The 15,848-nt window shown below is 55.2% G+C and carries 14 protein-coding genes and 2 pseudogenes; 6 read left to right on the top strand and 10 right to left on the bottom strand.

Annotation, left to right across the window (positions count from 1 at the left end; translation table 11 throughout):
• The first annotated feature begins 204 nt into the window (after nt 1-204).
• Both J3D54_RS15385 and J3D54_RS15380 read left to right on the top strand, forming a co-directional pair.
• Nucleotides 205-1,737: a Fic family protein gene (locus tag J3D54_RS15385; RefSeq protein ID WP_253419653.1), complete on the top strand. Its 1,533-nt coding sequence runs from the start codon at nt 205-207 to the stop codon at nt 1,735-1,737.
• 256 nt (nt 1,738-1,993) lie between these two features.
• Nucleotides 1,994-2,548, top strand: a complete 555-nt coding sequence (locus J3D54_RS15380) for a magnesium transporter (protein WP_253419650.1) — start codon at nt 1,994-1,996, stop codon at nt 2,546-2,548.
• 51 nt (nt 2,549-2,599) lie between these two features.
• On the opposite strand, the gene J3D54_RS15375 is transcribed toward J3D54_RS15380, so the two are convergent.
• Genes J3D54_RS15375 through J3D54_RS15355 form a run of 5 tightly spaced genes read right to left on the bottom strand, consistent with a single transcriptional unit; the run spans nt 2,600 to nt 7,629 of the window.
• Complete coding sequence (locus tag J3D54_RS15375; RefSeq protein WP_007935708.1) at nt 2,600-2,917, bottom strand: cytochrome C oxidase subunit IV family protein; 318 nt, start codon at nt 2,915-2,917, stop codon at nt 2,600-2,602.
• Nucleotides 2,918-2,929: 12 nt separating this feature from the next.
• Nucleotides 2,930-3,643: a heme-copper oxidase subunit III family protein gene (locus J3D54_RS15370; RefSeq protein WP_253419648.1), complete on the bottom strand. Its 714-nt coding sequence runs from the start codon at nt 3,641-3,643 to the stop codon at nt 2,930-2,932.
• Nucleotides 3,644-3,649: 6 nt separating this feature from the next.
• Nucleotides 3,650-4,336: a cytochrome c oxidase subunit 3 gene (locus J3D54_RS15365; RefSeq protein WP_253419645.1), complete on the bottom strand. Its 687-nt coding sequence runs from the start codon at nt 4,334-4,336 to the stop codon at nt 3,650-3,652.
• On the bottom strand, nt 4,333-6,108 hold the full coding sequence (gene ctaD, locus J3D54_RS15360) for a cytochrome c oxidase subunit I (RefSeq protein WP_253419641.1): 1,776 nt from the start codon (nt 6,106-6,108) through the stop codon (nt 4,333-4,335). Before ctaD ends, J3D54_RS15365 begins: the two co-directional genes overlap by 4 nt.
• A gap of 48 nt (nt 6,109-6,156) precedes the next feature.
• A complete protein-coding gene (locus J3D54_RS15355; RefSeq protein ID WP_253419638.1) occupies nt 6,157-7,629 on the bottom strand; it encodes a cytochrome c oxidase subunit II in 1,473 nt (490 codons plus the stop codon).
• A gap of 318 nt (nt 7,630-7,947) precedes the next feature.
• Between J3D54_RS15355 and J3D54_RS15350 the strand changes: the two genes are divergently transcribed.
• Nucleotides 7,948-8,295, top strand: coding sequence for a hypothetical protein (locus tag J3D54_RS15350; RefSeq protein WP_253419636.1), 348 nt, complete (start codon nt 7,948-7,950; stop codon nt 8,293-8,295).
• Nucleotides 8,296-8,428: 133 nt separating this feature from the next.
• Here the strand turns inward: J3D54_RS15350 and J3D54_RS15345 are convergent, their stop codons facing one another.
• The 3 genes from J3D54_RS15345 to J3D54_RS15335 all read right to left on the bottom strand — a co-directional run bounded on the left by J3D54_RS15345 (nt 8,429) and on the right by J3D54_RS15335 (nt 11,910).
• Nucleotides 8,429-10,555: a TonB-dependent siderophore receptor gene (locus J3D54_RS15345; RefSeq protein WP_253419634.1), complete on the bottom strand. Its 2,127-nt coding sequence runs from the start codon at nt 10,553-10,555 to the stop codon at nt 8,429-8,431.
• A gap of 183 nt (nt 10,556-10,738) precedes the next feature.
• Nucleotides 10,739-11,509 (bottom strand): trans-aconitate 2-methyltransferase, encoded by a 771-nt coding sequence (gene tam / locus J3D54_RS15340; protein ID WP_253419632.1) that lies wholly within the window; start codon nt 11,507-11,509, stop codon nt 10,739-10,741.
• A gap of 71 nt (nt 11,510-11,580) precedes the next feature.
• The gene (locus J3D54_RS15335) at nt 11,581-11,910 is read right to left on the bottom strand and encodes a hypothetical protein (RefSeq protein ID WP_253419630.1); all 330 of its coding nucleotides are present in this window, start codon (nt 11,908-11,910) and stop codon (nt 11,581-11,583) included.
• A 442-nt stretch (nt 11,911-12,352) separates the two neighbouring features.
• On the opposite strand from J3D54_RS15335, the gene J3D54_RS15330 reads away from it, so the two are divergent.
• Nucleotides 12,353-12,856 (top strand): inclusion body family protein, encoded by a 504-nt coding sequence (locus J3D54_RS15330; RefSeq protein WP_007903283.1) that lies wholly within the window; start codon nt 12,353-12,355, stop codon nt 12,854-12,856.
• Nucleotides 12,857-12,979: 123 nt separating this feature from the next.
• Nucleotides 12,980-13,519: an AidA/PixA family protein gene (locus tag J3D54_RS15325; protein ID WP_253426633.1), complete on the top strand. Its 540-nt coding sequence runs from the start codon at nt 12,980-12,982 to the stop codon at nt 13,517-13,519.
• Nucleotides 13,520-13,707: 188 nt separating this feature from the next.
• Here the strand turns inward: J3D54_RS15325 and J3D54_RS15320 are convergent.
• Nucleotides 13,708-14,795, bottom strand: a pseudogene (locus J3D54_RS15320) (type I restriction endonuclease).
• A 247-nt stretch (nt 14,796-15,042) separates the two neighbouring features.
• On the opposite strand from J3D54_RS15320, the pseudogene J3D54_RS15315 reads away from it, so the two are divergent.
• Nucleotides 15,043-15,274, top strand: a pseudogene (locus J3D54_RS15315) (low affinity iron permease family protein); the annotation flags it as partial.
• 49 nt (nt 15,275-15,323) lie between these two features.
• Here the strand turns inward: J3D54_RS15315 and J3D54_RS15310 are convergent.
• Complete coding sequence (locus J3D54_RS15310) at nt 15,324-15,827, bottom strand: DUF4142 domain-containing protein (RefSeq protein WP_253419628.1); 504 nt, start codon at nt 15,825-15,827, stop codon at nt 15,324-15,326.
• Nucleotides 15,828-15,848 lie beyond the last annotated feature (21 nt).

The raw sequence follows: 15,848 nt of genomic DNA, 5'->3' as shown, positions 1-15,848 counted from the left end.
GTCCCGTTGTCCGCTGATCGATGAGTAAGTGCTCTCGGGGCGCTAGCGACTACCCTGAAGTCCGTTAGCGTTTTTTTCGAGAGACACGGATTTATTATCGAATTTCATTAAACGTTAAGATTTTCATATCCACGGAAATTAGCGTTTTCGCATATGATCGACGTTCTGTTAGCGTTTTTCTTGCCCCAGTAAAGGATTTCGTCAATGCAAGTCGGTTTCAAGACCCTCGCAAATCGTTACGACATCGCACTGGTACAGCCCCTACGAGTCGACTCGATGATCGGCACTGTACGTGTCAGTCGCGAAAGTGACGGCAATGCGGAGAACCGGTATCCGGCAAGCTATCGGCCCGCAGACGATTTCGCAGGGCATTTCGAGTTCGGCCTCAAGTACGAAGAGATCCATCTCGAGTTCTTCGCCCGCCTGTTTGCGGCCATAGGTCCGCAGCCTGTCGAAGACTGGTGTCGACGGGAGCCATTCGGCCAGTATGCCCGTCGCACGGGATTCCTCTACGAATGGCTGACAGGGCAACGTCTGGATGTGCCAGACGTGACCAATGGCGGCTATGTCGATGTACTTTCGCCAAAGGATTACCTGACTCGTCGCGAGGCGCTGCGAACGCGGCGTTGGCGAGTCAATAACAACCTGCCAGGGACGGCTGAGTTCTGCCCCTTGGTTCGTCGTACGGCGCCAGTGCAGGAGGCCCTGCAATTCGATCTACGCGAGGCATTGGATGAATTGGATCAGGCCTTTGGCCCCGACATCCTGATGCGTACCGCTAGTTGGCTGACGTTCAAGGAATCGCGCGCGAGCTTTCTCATCGAAAAGGAAGCCGACCAGGCCGATCGCATCCAGCGGTTTGCCCATGTCATCGCCCAGTACTGCGGACATATCAAAGACCCGTTGAGCAACGACAGCCTGCACTCCCTGCAAGCCGGCATTCTGGGGCGTGATGCCATTGGACTGGGCCTGCGGCGCTCTCCGGTGTTTGTGGGACAAGCCACGATGCGCGAGGACATCGTGCATTACATTGCCCCACATTTCGCGGATCTCGCTCAGCTATTGGCAGGACTCAATGAGTTTGAAGTTGCAACGCGTGGTGCGGAATCATTGGCAAGAGCCGCTGTGTTGGCATTTGGCTTTGTCTACATCCATCCCATGCGCGATGGCAATGGCCGGATTCATCGCTTCCTGATCAACGACACCCTGATTCGGGATAAGGCAGTGCCCGACGGCGTGATACTGCCAGTGTCAGCCACAATCACGAGTTCGATCGACTTCAGAGCCGGCTACGACCGTACGCTCGAAGTGTTCTCGCGCCCGTTCATGCGACGTTACGCAGCGGCCTATCGGTTCGGCGAACTCGTGACCTACGAGGACGGAACTCGCAGCAACTTCATCTTCGATGAATACGAGGACGCGCGTTTCGCCTGGCGCTATCCCGATCTGACCGAACACGTTCTGTACACCGCACGCGTCGTCGAGCACACGATTCGAAAGGAAATGGCGAATGAAGCCAGAGTACTGGTGATCTTTCAGCGAGCTCAGGAGCAGCTGAAAGAGGTACTGGAGATGCCAGACCTGGATGCGAACCGCATCATCCGTTCCATCAAGGAGAACGGCTGGGTAGTGTCCGGCAAGCTAAAGAAAGGGTACCCGCAGCTTGAAGATGAGCGCATGGCGGAGCGCGTCGTAGAGGCCGTGCGTTCTGCGTTTGAGGATCGAGAGATGGGATGAGCATCTGCTCCTGTTTCCGCCCTCGTTGGGGCGAACCGGTTACGTTGCTATGCAGAATTCGTCGGCGCACGCCAAGCCCCAATGCTTCCTTCCAGACCCTGACGCCTCCCGCCCCGCATACCAGCGAATGCTATACTTCCTACGGATTGCATGAAGTGTGCAACGTTCCCCTCGGGCGCAGATACCGACTGCAAATCTCAGTTTACGGCTGCAGGACAGAGGAGGCCTACGGCCAACACGAGATGGGAGGTGTGGCATGAACCGACACTATTACATCAGTGACAATCTCGACGATCTCGAAGCCGTTGAAACTGAACTGGAAGCCAACGGCATCAATACCGAACAAATTCATGTGCTCAGTGAACAAGTGGCAGATGTTGAAGAACATCACCTCCACGAGGTCAACTCGTTGATGAAACAGGATGTTGTTCACTCTGGCGAGATTGGCGCAGTGGTTGGTGTGCCACTCGCGGCGCTGATCCTTGGCGGTGCCTATTGGATGGGCTGGACCGAAACCGCCGCAGGCTGGGTGCCTTTTATCTTCCTTGCCATTGTTATATTTGGCTTCTGCATCTGGGAAGGCGGCTTTTTTGGTATCCAGGTGCCGAACGCGCACTTCCGCAACTTTAAACAGATGGTAGAAGACGGCAAACATATCTTCTTCGTGGATGTTGAACCGAATCAGGAGCCGGTATTGGATCGGGTCATTGAACATCATCCAAAGCTGACGATCGCCGGTACGGGTGCGGCATCCCCTCACTGGACAGTCGCCTGGCTGCACAAATGGCATCAGTTCAAACGAACGATATAACGCCATTTATTGCGGACTAAACCCGGAGGCTCAAGGCCCTCCGTAAGCGGCTTATTGACCGAAGAAAATGACCCGGCTGAGGAACACATAATCCGCCTCGGTGGCCATCAGCCCGACGAGCACCAGCAAACACAACGGTGGCACCAATATGGCGTAGACCATGGCCAACCGCTCCCAGGCCATATGCATGAAGATGGAGACAATTAAACCTGCCTTCAACAACATGAAAGTGATAATCAGGGCCCACCGAAGGTAGCCATGGAAGTGAAAATAGTCGACGAGATACGACATCGTGCTGAGGACGAATAACAGCCCCCAGATTTTGAGGTACAAACTAATCGGATGTTGCTGACCCTGAGCGTGCGCCATCATCAGGCTCCTCTACCATAAATAGAAGAAAGCAAAAATAAACACCCACACCAAATCCACGAAGTGCCAGTAAAGCCCGGCTATCTCGACGTTCTGATAGTTTCCGGAGCGCTCATAATCGCCTCGCCTGACTTTCATCGCCACGATGCTGAGGTAAATGGCGCCGATTGACACATGCAGCCCGTGGAAACCGGTAATCATGAAGAAGCTGGCCCCAAATTGCGCCGCGCCCATGGGGTTCCCCCAAGGACGCACCCCTTCGGCGATGAGCTTGCTCCATTCAAATGCCTGCATGCTGACGAAGGTCACGCCCAAGGCCGCGGTCGCCAGCATCAGGGCCGTGGTTTTCGCGCGATCACGGCGATAGGCGAAGTTAACGGCCATGGCCATGGTGCCGCTGCTGCTGATCAGCACAAAAGTCATGATGGCGATCAGGATAAGCGGGATTTCTCGGCCGCCGATCGTCAATGCGAACACTTCACTGGGGTTTGGCCAAGGAGCGGTGATGGTCATGCGGACCGACATGTAGCCGGTTAAAAAACAGGTGAATATAAACGTATCGCTGAGCAGGAATATCCACATCATCGCCTTGCCCCAGGGGACCTGCTTGAAGGCCTCCCTGTCCGAGGCCCAGTCGCTGGCGATGCCCTGCCATCCGGGTGCAGATGGCGAGCCTGGTGGATTGGATGAACTTGACTCGCTTGGGGCTTGTGGGTGCGATGCCATGGCTTTTCACCTCAGGCCGCAGAATCTGGCGATGGCTTCATAGGTTTGTGGCGTGCTGGTCAGCAGCGCGAATAGCACGAACCAAAGACCCAATAAGTAGTGCCAATAGATGGCACAGAGTTCTACGCTGGCGCTGAGTTGCGGCAATGGCACATGACGCAGAAATTTAACGACGGTTCTGCCCCAGGCTATCAACCCGCCCAACAGATGGAGGCCGTGCACACCGGTCAACAGGTAGAAGAAACTGTTAGCCGGATTGCTGGCGACAAAGTAGCCCCAGGCGACAAACTGCTGCCAGACCCAGAGTTGTCCCGTCAAAAAGGCCATTGCAAATACGCCCCCCACTACAAAACCAATAACCGTTGCATCCAGTTGACCCTTTCGGGCGGCCAGGCGCGACCACTGCAGTGCGATGCAACTGAAGACCAGAAAAGCCGAATTCACCCACAACGGCCATGGATTGGCTAACGGCGCCAAGGGGTCTGTCAGGGGTAGCCAGTCGGCCATTTGTGAGCGGGCGATAAAGGCGAGCAGAAAAAGAAAGAATAACGAGCTCACCACAGCCAGAAACAAGCGCAGGCCTATTCTTGCCGTTTGGCTTCTATCGGCGACGGCCTGAATACCTTCAGGATCGCGATTCCAACTGCCGCCGGGGTCAGCGTCATCGGCGTTTCTCAATAGCAGTCTGTTCATGTTTTAACGTCCGCTATCTTGGTTCCGCCACTGAGTTGCCGCATTTGCTCCAACTCCTCGGCGGAGACCGTTTGCGGAACGAAATCCTGGTCTATCCCCGGCACGCTGTAGTCATAGGCCCAGCGATGCACCACCGGCAGCTTCGCTCCCCAGTTACCGTGTACCGGCGGGGTGTTCGGCGTTTGCCATTCCAGACTGGCCGCCCCCCAAGGGTTACTTCCCGCGGGTTTACCTTTAAATACACTCCAGGCCAGGTTGAACAGAAACAGCAACTGGGAAACGCCGACGGTCAATGCGACCACCGTAATAAAGGCATTCAACTCCTGCGCCGACTGCGGGATGAACGCGTAGTTTTCATAGGCGTAGTAACGGCGCGGCATGCCCTGGAAACCCAGGTAATGCATGGGGAAGAAGATGGCGTAGGTGCCTAGAAAGGTAATCCAGAAATGCAGCTTGCCCAGGGTGTCATTCAACATGCGCCCGGTGACTTTCGGGAACCAATGATAAATGCCGCCGAACACCACCAGTACCGGCGCGACTCCCATGACCATATGGAAATGGGCGACGACGAAATAGGTGTCCGAGAGCGGAATGTCCACGATCACATTGCCGAGAAACAACCCGGTCAGACCGCCCACCAGGAACGTGACGATAAAGGCCAAGGCGAACAGCATCGGCACGGTCAGATGAATGTCGCCCCGCCACAGGGTCAGCACCCAGTTATAGACTTTCAGTGCAGTCGGCACCGCGATGATCAAGGTGGTGACGGCGAAGAAAAAGCCAAAGTACGGGTTCATCCCGCTGACATACATATGGTGCGCCCAGACCACAAAGCTGAGCACGCCAATCGCAATGATCGCCCACACCATCATTCGGTAGCCGAAGATATTTTTACGCGCATGCGTGCTGATCAAGTCGGAGACCAGGCCAAACGCAGGAAGAGCCACGATGTAGACCTCCGGGTGGCCGAAGAACCAGAACAGGTGCTGGAACAAAATCGGGCTGCCGCCCTGATGATTGAGCTGCTGCCCCAGCGAGATGATCGCCGGCATAAAGAAGCTGGTGCCCAACAGCTTGTCGAACAGCATCATGACTGCACTGACAAACAACGCCGGGAAGGCCAGCAAGGCCATGATCGAGGCCATGAAGATGCCCCATACGGAGAGCGGCATGCGAAACAATGTCATGCCGTGCGTGCGCGCCTGCAATACCGTGGTGACGTAGTTCAGCCCGCCCATGGTGGCTGCGACAATAAAAATCGCCAGAGAGACGAGCATCAGGACGATGCCCCACTCGACCCCCGGTGTCCCCTGAGAAATGGACTGTGGCGGATAGAGCGTCCAGCCCGCACCGGTGGGGCCGCCAGGGACAAAGAAACTGGAGAGCAACACCACTACCGCTAGCAGGTAGAACCAGTAGCTCAGCATGTTGACGTAGGGGAAGACCATATCGCGGGCCCCCACCATCAGCGGGATCAGATAGTTACCGAAGCCTCCCAGAAACAGGGCCGTCAGCAAATAAATGACCATGATCATGCCGTGCATGGTCATCGCCTGATAGTAAGTATTGACGTCCATGAATGCCAAGCTGCCGGGGAAGCCTATCTGTATGCGCATCAAGTCGGACAACACCACGGCGATAAGCCCCACGAACAGAGCCGTCAAGGAGTATTGAATGGCGATGACCTTGTGGTCCTGACTCCAGATGTATTTGGTCAGGAAACTTTTGGGCTCGTGCAGTGCTTCTGTTTCGGCTTGGTCCGCATAGGCCATCACGTCATCCTCTTGTCGAAGTTTCGGTGTATTGCTGGCTGCTTACGGCTATTTCCCTGGCTGCGCCTTGCTCGCATCAGCGTCGGCATTCGCTTTGGATTTGATAAAAGCGATCAGTGCATTCAACTCCTTATCGCTGGGAGTAAAGACCGGCATGACAGCTGCGTAACCCTTGACGATTTTGGCAGCGGGATTAAGCACCGAGTCTTTTATATAGCCCTCATCGACCTTGACGCTTGTACCGTCGGCAAGGGTCTCTGTCTTGCCGTACAGGCCCTGCCAGCTGGGGCCGATGCCCTTGCTGCCATCGACACTGTGGCAGGCCAGACAACCGAGCGATTTGGCCAGTTGCTGTCCCTGCGCCGCCAAGTCTTCACCGGGGCTCGGCGCTTGGCCGGCAGAAGACTCATCGCCTTGTTGCGCAGCACCCAGTGATTTGATCAGGGCGACGAGTGCACCCAGTTCATCGTCATTGAGAGTATAGGTCACCATGACCGGAGGGTAGCCTTGTACCAGGCGAGCCTTCGGATCGAGGATCGACTCTTTCAGGTAAGCCTCATCGACCTGCACACTGCTGCCATCGGCAAGCTGTTCAGTGCGGCCGTACAAGCCCTTCCATCCCGGCCCGAGACTGGCACTGCCATCCTGGCTATGGCAGGCCCCGCAACCGTACTTTTCGACCAACAGGCGGCCTTTTTCCAGCACACTGTCCTGACTGGGCTTGGCAGCTGTCGCTAATGTCTGCGCAAACGTCGGTTGGCTGTTCAGCCATTGATCGAAGACGGCCTGTTCTTCCACGATCATATGGCCGCGCATATTGTAATGACCGACACCACAATATTCAGCGCACAGGATTTCATAGTCCCCGGATTTGGTCGGCGTAAACCAAAAGTACGACACCATCCCCGGCACCATGTCCATCTTGCTGCGCATTTGCGGTACATAGAAATCGTGCAGTACATCTTTGGATCGCAGTAAAACTTTCACCGGCTTATCGACCGGAAGACGAACTTCATTGCTTTTTATCAGTACATCGTCCTGCCCGGCAGGATCATTGGGATCAAGGCCGAGGGGGTTAGTGGAATCAACAAACTTGATATCCGACTTACCCAACTTCCCGTCTTTACCAGGGAAACGAAAGGCCCACTGCCACTGCTGGGCGATCACTTCAAGCTCATAGGCATTTTTCGGCACCCGGATAAAATCATTGTAAACAACCAGGCCTGGCGCCAGCATGGCGATAATACCTACCGAGGTAACGATGATTAACCACAACTCCAACTTTTTACTTTCTGGCTGGTAGTGCGCCCTGGCCCCCTCCTTGTGACGATAACGCATCACGGCTACCGCCATGAATACCGTGATGGCGATGAAGAATATTCCGCTAATGATCAGGGTGATGAACAGGGTGGTGTCTATGGATCCCCAGTTGGAAGCTGCCGGTGTTGCATGCCAAGGCGCGAGTATATTGAAGAGTACTGATGCAATAACGATTAGTATCAAGACAATTGCTATTGCCATGTTCTCTTCATCCTGTTCCTGTTGCTCATTGGTTATGCCAAAGCATCGCCGCTGACGTCCAAGCAGGGCAGACAACTGCCACCCATCCCGGTGGCAAAGTCAGTAAGAAGTATAGAGCCATCGGGCTGGACCGTGAGGTGGGCAAGCGAGGTCCGGTTGCCAGCTATACTCAATTTCAGATTGCGGACGGCAGAGATCGGCCAGCAGCGGCCCAAAAAAACGAACCCTGCCTATGCGTAGCAGTCAGATCAGTGATGGCGTTGAGTTAAAAAGAGACAAGCGCCGCCGAGTCCAGCAGTCCACGATGGAGGTTTTGTCATGAGTGCCCTGACGCTCGAAGGCTGGTGCAAGCCCAGTCCCGACCAGAAGTCCATCCCGGTCGGTGAGATCCAATTTTACGTCGACGGCCCCCTCCACCTGCGTCTGGAGGAAGCTGAAGAACGCCTGCAGAAGACCCATGAGCGTGAAGCCATGGTCGACGTCGACATGAGCACAATGGAGTTGGTCTTGCCAGAGGGATACGGCCCCTTGTCCGATTGCCAAATGCGCGTCTATATACATAAAGAGCGCGATTACGAGCGCGGTCAGTTCCATTTGGTCGGGCATCGAGCGAGCGATGGCAGCGTGATCTATACCAACGCGGTTATGATTGACCAGTTGCTTTAGCGGCACCATGCCATGCCTGATCGATCCTCGGGCCATCAGATTTGAATCCCCGAAGTATCCGCCTGGAAATAAAAATGCCAGTCAGCCTGACTGACTGGCATTCCCCTTGAGGGGCTCGCTTCTTGAAGATCGGCTAGAGCGTGTAAGAAATACCGACCTGAACTGTTCTCGGCTCACCAGGGTAGGCATAGACATTGCCAAAGGCGCCTTCTTCATAGTCACGGTCGAACAGGTTCTTCACATCGAGATTGAGCCTGACCTTGTCATTGACCTTGTAGAAACCGAGCAGATCGACAACGGTGTAACTGCTCATCGAAAACGCCGTATTAGCGGTCTGGCCCGCACGCTCATCGACGTACTTCCCCCCCACACCCAAGCCTAGCCCTTTGAACGTGCCATCCTGGAACTCGTAGACGTTGAGCAGGCTGAAGCTGTTCTGCGGAATGTTCATCAGCCGGGTTCCCGACTGGATCACATTGTCCTTGGTGACCTCGGCATCGACATAGGCATAGCCGCCAATCACTCGCCATTCTGGAGTCAGATTGCCGGCCACGTTCAGATCAAAGCCACGGCTGCGCACCTCGCCGGCCGCTACGCTGAATGTAGAGTCCACAGGATCGGTGGTGAGGACGTTGCGTTTTTCAATCTGGTATATCGCCGCGTCAACACTCAACTGGCGATCCAGGGCTTCCCATTTGATACCCATCTCATAAGACTTACCCTTTTCCGGCTCAAAACCTCCGCCCTGGCGGCTGGCCCCCGTATTGGGCTTGAAGGAGCGCGCTGCATCGGCATACACCGCGACAGTATCGGTAAGATCGTAAATCACCCCAAGACGCGGCGTCACCGCATTGTCGCTCGCTGCCCAGCTCCTGCCACCCGGCACAAAAGTTTCGTAATCGTGCTCAAAGCGCTCGAAGCGGGCGCCCGCCAGGACTTTTAAGCACTCGGTCAACGCCACCTGATCCTGAACGAAGGCTGCGTATGTCTTGAGGTTTTCCTTGTCGTTGGTCGGGGTACGGGTCAAGGCTGGACGAGGCTGGCCGTACACCGGATTGAAGAGGTCGATCGAATAAGCGCCGACCGCTCCGCTGGAGCGCTGGATGATGGACTTGTAGTCATAATCCTCGTACTCGACACCGGTCAACAGCGTGTGCTCGAAGCCGCCCGTGGAGAAATGCCCGGTGAGGTTCAGTTGAGTGTCTTTATCCGTCCACTCCAGCTTGCGGTAGCTGAAGTTACGACCCAACGTGCGCCCATCCGCGGCAACACCATTGGCTTCAATTGCGTTGCCCTGCAAGGTGCCATCGAGCCATTGAAAACCACCACCCAATGTCCAGTTATCACTTAGCAGGTGCTCGAACCGCAGCTGCGCCATGTTGTTGTCGTTGTGCAATTTGCCCGCGTCTTTTTCACCGAAGAAGGTGTCACGAGACGCTGTGCCAATTTGATTCGGATAACGCGTCAGACCGCGGTCCAGAGGGTGATTGTTGCGCATGAAGTCGCCCTCGAAAATCACCTTGGTGTCGTCGTTGGCCTGCCAGGAAAGAACCGGCGTCACACCATAGCGTTCGGTTTCGACATGATCACGGAAGGTTTCCCCGCCCTCGCCCACCACATTCAGGCGATACGCCAGACGACCTTCTTCGTCGAGCGGGCCAGAGGCATCCAGCGTACCGCGCTGCATACCCTGGTCGTCGAGCTGACTCCCCAGAGTGACGGAGCGCTCAGCCAGCGGCTGTTTGGAGACCACGTTAAACGTGCCACCCGGGTCGCCTCGACCGTAGAGCATGGTCGCTGGGCCGCGCAGCACCTCCAGCCGCTCGATGGTGTTTGCATCCGGCATGTTCGGATAACCACGGTTGATCGGAAAACCGTTGCGATAAAACTCTCCGGTGGTAAATCCACGCACCGTAAAAGTGGTCAGCCCCTGACCACCGAAGTTGTTAGCCCGCCCCACTCCGCCGGCATAATCGAGGGCGTCCTGAAGGCGAGTTGCACCGAGGTCCTCTACAACATCCTTGGACACCACGCTAATGGACTGTGGCGTTTCGTGAATCGCAGTGTCGGTGCGTGTCGCACTGGCCGACCGCGTTGCGTGATACCCCTTCACCGGCCCTTGTGCCGTTTCATAGTCCGTCGTACCGATGATGTCGGTCGCTTGCAACTCCAGACTGGCCTTTTCAGTAGCGGCTTGCTCTGCCCATGTAGACGGAGAAAACGCCTGGAGCACACAGATAGAAAACAGAGTACGACGCATTGATGATGAACCTTGGTGGAGAGGCCAAATGGGACGGCATACGTGCCAATAATTTTCGGCGCATGGTATACCGTATCGTTAGCCTTTGATACGTATTCGCATTTGAATACTTCACGAAACCCACCAATGGGCTCTAGTGACAAAAACAAAAGGGACAATCGACCAAGCGTGTCCCTTTGTTCGTCAGCGCGTCGCCACCATGAACAATCGCGGAAACGGCAGCAGCACCGAACCATCGCTCAGCGCTGGATAGGCCTGCTCGATTGCCGCCTGATACTGCTTGAGATAGTGCACCCGCTCCGCATCATCCAGTGGTTCGAGAAAAGGCCGCAAACCGGAGCCCTTGAACCACTCGACCACGCCCGACGCACCGTCCGCGAGCGGATGATAGTAAGTGGTGCGCCATACATCGACCCGGGTGCAGTGGCCACGCAGCATCGAGTAGTAGCCGCTTGCACCCTCCATCTCCGTTCGCTGGCTAGCAGCCCTTGTCAGCTTGTCAGCCCATGGGCCGTTCGCTGCGACCTCCCGCATCAACCGGTGCGACGGTTCGTTGAGGTTATCGGGCATCTGGATCGCCAGGCTGCCGCCGGGCGTGAGCCTGTTTACCAGCGACGGCAGCAGCCTTGCGTGATCCGGCACCCACTGCAGCACCGCATTGGCGAAAATCACATCGAACGGGCCGGTCTCGTTCCAGGTATCAATGTCAGCGGTGTCGAAACGCATCTGAGGTAAACGCTTGCGGGCGGCCTCGATCATATCGGTCGAACTGTCCAACCCACGCACCGCGGCATCGGGAAAGCGCTGCACCAGCAACTCGGTCGAATTACCGGGGCCACACCCGATGTCGATGGCCGAACGGACGTTCACTGCAGGAATGGCGGCCAGCAAGTCACGCGCCGGGCGCGTGCGCTCATCTTCAAAAGCTACGTATTGTTTGGCGGACCAACTCATATCGCTCTCCTGTCGGGTGCATTGTTGTAGCCAGGGGCAGACAACCGGCTGGCTACGATACATCGTCCGCGTCAGTTAACCCACGCCCCCACCCGCCAATGCCAGCCATCGTTACGTTGCTCCCAATGCGGATGCACATAACGATACCCCGGCCGCTCCGGGACCCAATGGCCATGAACCGCGACATAACGCCCACCTTCCCAACGCCAGTACCCCCTGGACCAGAGATAACCCGGGCGCCCCGCGGGCTCTACCTCAATAACGCGTTCCGGTGGCGGCTGCGGTGCGATGACCTCAACATATTCACGCTGCACCGGACGCCGGTCATGAACGACCCGTTCCTGCACACACCCTGCCGCAGCAACCACCACCACTAGCAACACCGTGTAACGTAACCACATGCAGCCTCCTCTGGCTTGAAAGCCAAATCGAGTAAATCAGCAAAAAACAGCCCCCTTTTCCAACCAGGCTCCTGCCAGGTTCACTGCATTTTTAACAGGTCTTGTCTGTCTATTGCCTGAACCCGGATCACTTGACGAGTGAAAAACACCGGGGATCTGAATGAGCCTTTTTATCGCCAAATCGTTGGACGCCATAACCGAAGATGACCGTTCGTCGACCGACCATCAAAGCATTTTTGACAGTATAAAAATGGCATCTATAGTCCTATCGCGGCCTGTTGGAAGGAACCCAACCCGTCATTTCAAGGCAAGGAGCAAGGCCAGCTCGCCCCCGAGATCGAGTGGGTTCCCCAGTAGTGTGTTCGCAACAGCCACAAGGCAAGCAAGCGTTGTCGTGCCTGGTCAGTAGCCAGACAATCACTATGTTAAAAGGAGCTTCACTATGTCTCGAGTCACGGATGTACTTGTTTCCATCGACACTGAAACCATTCTGAAAAACTACCCGAACATCAGCAAAAACCCTGCTGCGCCGACGATGATCGACGTCAATCATGTGTACATGGTGACCAATCAGAACAACGTGGTGAGCGGCCAGGCCGGTGGCGAGCTCAACTTGAAAGCCCAGGTAGGCGATTTGATTCGCTGGCGTGAAGCCAGCCTGTCGCTGGGCTTCGAGCAAGCAGTGATTTTCTACAAGTTCGTCGGTAACGCAGGCAACGAGTTGATCTCTACGCCCACGCCACGCAAGGCTACCGCCTCCTTTGCAGTCCCGAACACTAGCAATCCGTCGGTGCCCAGCTGCCAGAAGGTCGATAACCATTACTGGTCTTCGGAAACCCTTGCCTGCGGCAGCGTGACCTATCACTTCCAGTTTCTGATCGTGAATCGCGACTGCCAGATCATCGGCTGCTGCACATGGGATCCGTTCATTACCATCCGTAACTGATACTGGGCCGGGCCCCTCGGCAACGAGGGGCCTACCGAGCTCGTGCCGCCTCGGCTGGAACAGGATGTCTCGCTTGAACCGAAGCGGTTACCGTTTTGCGTCAACATCATGAAAGGATCCATGATGACTTCCGAACCGATTACCTCCCCTTCGGCGGGTGCAGTGATAGCCAGTAGTGTGCTTCTGATTGTCGATGCCGAATCGTTGCTTTCACACTATCCGCAACCCAGTCTTGAATCGCAGAACCCGACTGTGATTGAAGATGTTTTCATCTTCCCCGTGACTAGTAGCACGACGACACAAAGTGCTGAAAATGACAGCAAAATAATGCTGACAGCCCACAACGGAAAGGTCTTCCATATTCGCGGCAGAACCGTCAGCCTGCTAGCCGAACACAGCGTGGTATTTCACAACATAACAGTGAGCGATGCCGGGGTCCTTTCGCCGCCCAAGCTGATCGTCCACGGCGACCAGACCGTCCCCGCACCCGACCCCACCAACCCGACCCAGCCGGGTAGCCACAAGGCCGATGATCATTATTGGGAGTGCTCGCAACTGAGCACGGGCGTGGCAACCTGCGAACTGAGCTTCATGCTGATCAACCAGCGCTGTGAAGCATTGGGGTACTTCAGCTGGAAGACTGAGGTAACGCTGTCGGCGTGAACAGATATGCACAAAAAACCGGCATCAGAGGCCAATGCAGGTCAGTTGTAGGCGCCAGGCTGCCGGCGAAGGCGTCCGTAAGTGCGCCTTCGCCGGCAAGCCTGGCTCCTACGAAAAGCGGCTCACTCACTTCACTGACTGGCATTAGCCTCAAAGGCCGGTTTTTATATGGCGATTACTCAACGGTGCTAGTTGTAATATCCAACAGTCTTCTTCAAGTGGTCCGAATAATCGTAAATCTCATCAACCGATCCAATCGGATGCCGCGTCTCATTTTTTTCTTCGTCAAAAATCCCAATGTATTTTTGTGAACGATTGAAGTGAAGGCGACAAATCGGTTTACGATTGTTGTCATCCAGCAAGATGCCAAAGTAGCTTTGCGTGTCGCGCTGCACTATCCGTTTAGCGTCCACAACCGAACGAACTACTGCACGAACAATGTGATACCCCTCCAACTCCTCCAGAGTCGTCAGCACTTTATCCTCTGATTCATCACGCTGACCTGTCAGATCTCCGCCGCTGGCTGGAGCAGGTATCGATGCCAGCGCAGGCTGAATGGCACCACTCATGGCTGATTTGAGTCGGTCATTGATCTGATCATTGAGAAACTGCACGACCGCTTTTCTCGTCAGCTCTTGGAACTGTTCACGGACTTTCTGGGTAATGACCCCGTCGTACACCCGGGAGGCAAAGACTTTTACAAAGTCGTCATCAGGTTTGAGTACCTGCGAAGCAATGACCTTTTTGATCTGACTGACGTATTTCAACTCACCTGCGGCGTTGATGATCGAATCCACGTCGAATGCAGACTTGGTGAGCTTGATCAATTCAGGGACGGAGTACTCATCGATATCCAAAAGGTCGAGCTCAAGAAACGGCTTCTCATCCATCTTGTTCGGCGCATCCAGGTCGGTGAAGAATTTATAGACCTGGCCATTGGTGAGGATGGAGATTCGAGCACTGGTGACATGGAAATAACGAAACAGTTGGGAGGCATGATTGATGTGCAGCGGCTCGCCTATTTTTTTGCACTCGATGAGAATCTGTACCTCTCCTTCCTTCATGATCGCATAGTCAATTTTTTCTCCTTTTTTCGTTCCTATATCGCAAACGAATTCAGGAGTCACCTCACTCGGGGATCAAAGACATCATAGCCCAGCACAGTGCTGATAAAGGGCATGACGAAAGCATTCTTGGTGGCCTCCTCTGTTTGAATTGCAGCGCTTTGCAAACGAACCTTGGCGGCTAGACTTGCTAACTTCTCAAAGAATTCCATGAGTGACCTCTTACTTGGCGTGTCGATCCGTGTGTTTGCGTGCTGGCAAATTGACTCCCATTGATACTAGACACAAACCGGCACAAAGAAAGACTCCAATCAAAGATTCCAGACGCAGTAAGCCATAAGTCAGACTCCTACGAAGAGCACAAGCAGGCAGCAGGAAAGACAAAATGTTCGGGCGAGGTTCATGCTCTTCTCCAGTTTCAGGAGCTTGAAGCACTGACCTACTCGGACAGGAAATGGTGTGTTCCTGATCCAGAACACCCAGAACCGCGACACGGACATTTTGCACTTGAAGATCGATGAGTTATTGCGGGTAACCAAGGAAGCGCAGAACGCGATGCTGGGGGCTCGAATCGCTGGACCTCAATCAACTGGAAGCGTTGAGAAAGAAATATCGCAGCCTCGGTGAGGGGGAAACGATTTCCCTGGACGGCACGGTCGTCGAAGAAACAAAGAAGCCGGATTTGAAATAATGCTGACCCATTTCCCGCGAGTGACCGAGGTCACCCGCGGGGCAGGCAGCTAGCGACTGGCTTGCAGCGCCCGGGCCATTTGCAGATGGTTTTGCAGCTTGGGCAGGGTTTCTTCGGCGAAGGCTTTGATTTGCGGCACATCCGTAGTCTGCGCTACTTGTTGAAGCTGTTCGATGGCTTCCTGGGTGGTTTTCATTTGGCTGGCGACATAGGCCTGATCAAAAGAGGCGTCGTCCTTCATTGGCGGTATCAAGGCTTTGGCCTTGTCGACCACCTCCTCGCGTGGTGCGACCGGTAAATCGAGTTGTTTGGCAATTTTCGCCAGATGCTGGTTGGCGGTGGTGCGATCGTTGATCACCACGATGGTGTAATCCTTGACCTCTTTGGATGCGGTTTTCTGGTGTGCCAGGCGGCTGGCTTCGATGTCAGCCAGACCTTGGGCCGACGCCTCATTGACGAATTCGGCAGGAGACTGGGCAAAGGCGCTGCTGGCGCACAGGCCCAGCAACGTGGCAAAACTGGCATTGCGTAAACGGGTGGCCATCCGGCTCATGGTCGCGCCCTCCTTCTTGAA

The sequence above is a fragment of the Pseudomonas sp. GGS8 genome, from assembly GCF_024168645.1.
Lineage (GTDB): Bacteria > Pseudomonadota > Gammaproteobacteria > Pseudomonadales > Pseudomonadaceae > Aquipseudomonas.
This window is presented reverse-complemented; position numbering and strand designations above follow the sequence as displayed.

Excerpts from the sequence above, each read along its gene's own strand:
- J3D54_RS15350 (WP_253419636.1), top strand. The coding sequence starts at position 7,948 with ATGAGTGCCCTGACGCTCGAAGGCTGGTGCAAGCCCAGTCCCGACCAG.
- J3D54_RS15375 (WP_007935708.1), bottom strand. The coding sequence starts at position 2,917 with ATGGCGCACGCTCAGGGTCAGCAACATCCGATTAGTTTGTACCTCAAA.
- J3D54_RS15370 (WP_253419648.1), bottom strand. The coding sequence starts at position 3,643 with ATGGCATCGCACCCACAAGCCCCAAGCGAGTCAAGTTCATCCAATCCA.
- J3D54_RS15330 (WP_007903283.1), top strand. The coding sequence starts at position 12,353 with ATGTCTCGAGTCACGGATGTACTTGTTTCCATCGACACTGAAACCATT.
- J3D54_RS15345 (WP_253419634.1), bottom strand. The coding sequence starts at position 10,555 with ATGCGTCGTACTCTGTTTTCTATCTGTGTGCTCCAGGCGTTTTCTCCG.
- J3D54_RS15310 (WP_253419628.1), bottom strand. The coding sequence starts at position 15,827 with ATGAGCCGGATGGCCACCCGTTTACGCAATGCCAGTTTTGCCACGTTG.
- ctaD (WP_253419641.1), bottom strand. The coding sequence starts at position 6,108 with ATGGCCTATGCGGACCAAGCCGAAACAGAAGCACTGCACGAGCCCAAA.
- tam (WP_253419632.1), bottom strand. The coding sequence starts at position 11,509 with ATGAGTTGGTCCGCCAAACAATACGTAGCTTTTGAAGATGAGCGCACG.
- J3D54_RS15325 (WP_253426633.1), top strand. The coding sequence starts at position 12,980 with ATGACTTCCGAACCGATTACCTCCCCTTCGGCGGGTGCAGTGATAGCC.
- J3D54_RS15380 (WP_253419650.1), top strand. The coding sequence starts at position 1,994 with ATGAACCGACACTATTACATCAGTGACAATCTCGACGATCTCGAAGCC.
- J3D54_RS15335 (WP_253419630.1), bottom strand. The coding sequence starts at position 11,910 with ATGTGGTTACGTTACACGGTGTTGCTAGTGGTGGTGGTTGCTGCGGCA.
- J3D54_RS15365 (WP_253419645.1), bottom strand. The coding sequence starts at position 4,336 with ATGAACAGACTGCTATTGAGAAACGCCGATGACGCTGACCCCGGCGGC.
- J3D54_RS15355 (WP_253419638.1), bottom strand. The coding sequence starts at position 7,629 with ATGGCAATAGCAATTGTCTTGATACTAATCGTTATTGCATCAGTACTC.
- J3D54_RS15385 (WP_253419653.1), top strand. The coding sequence starts at position 205 with ATGCAAGTCGGTTTCAAGACCCTCGCAAATCGTTACGACATCGCACTG.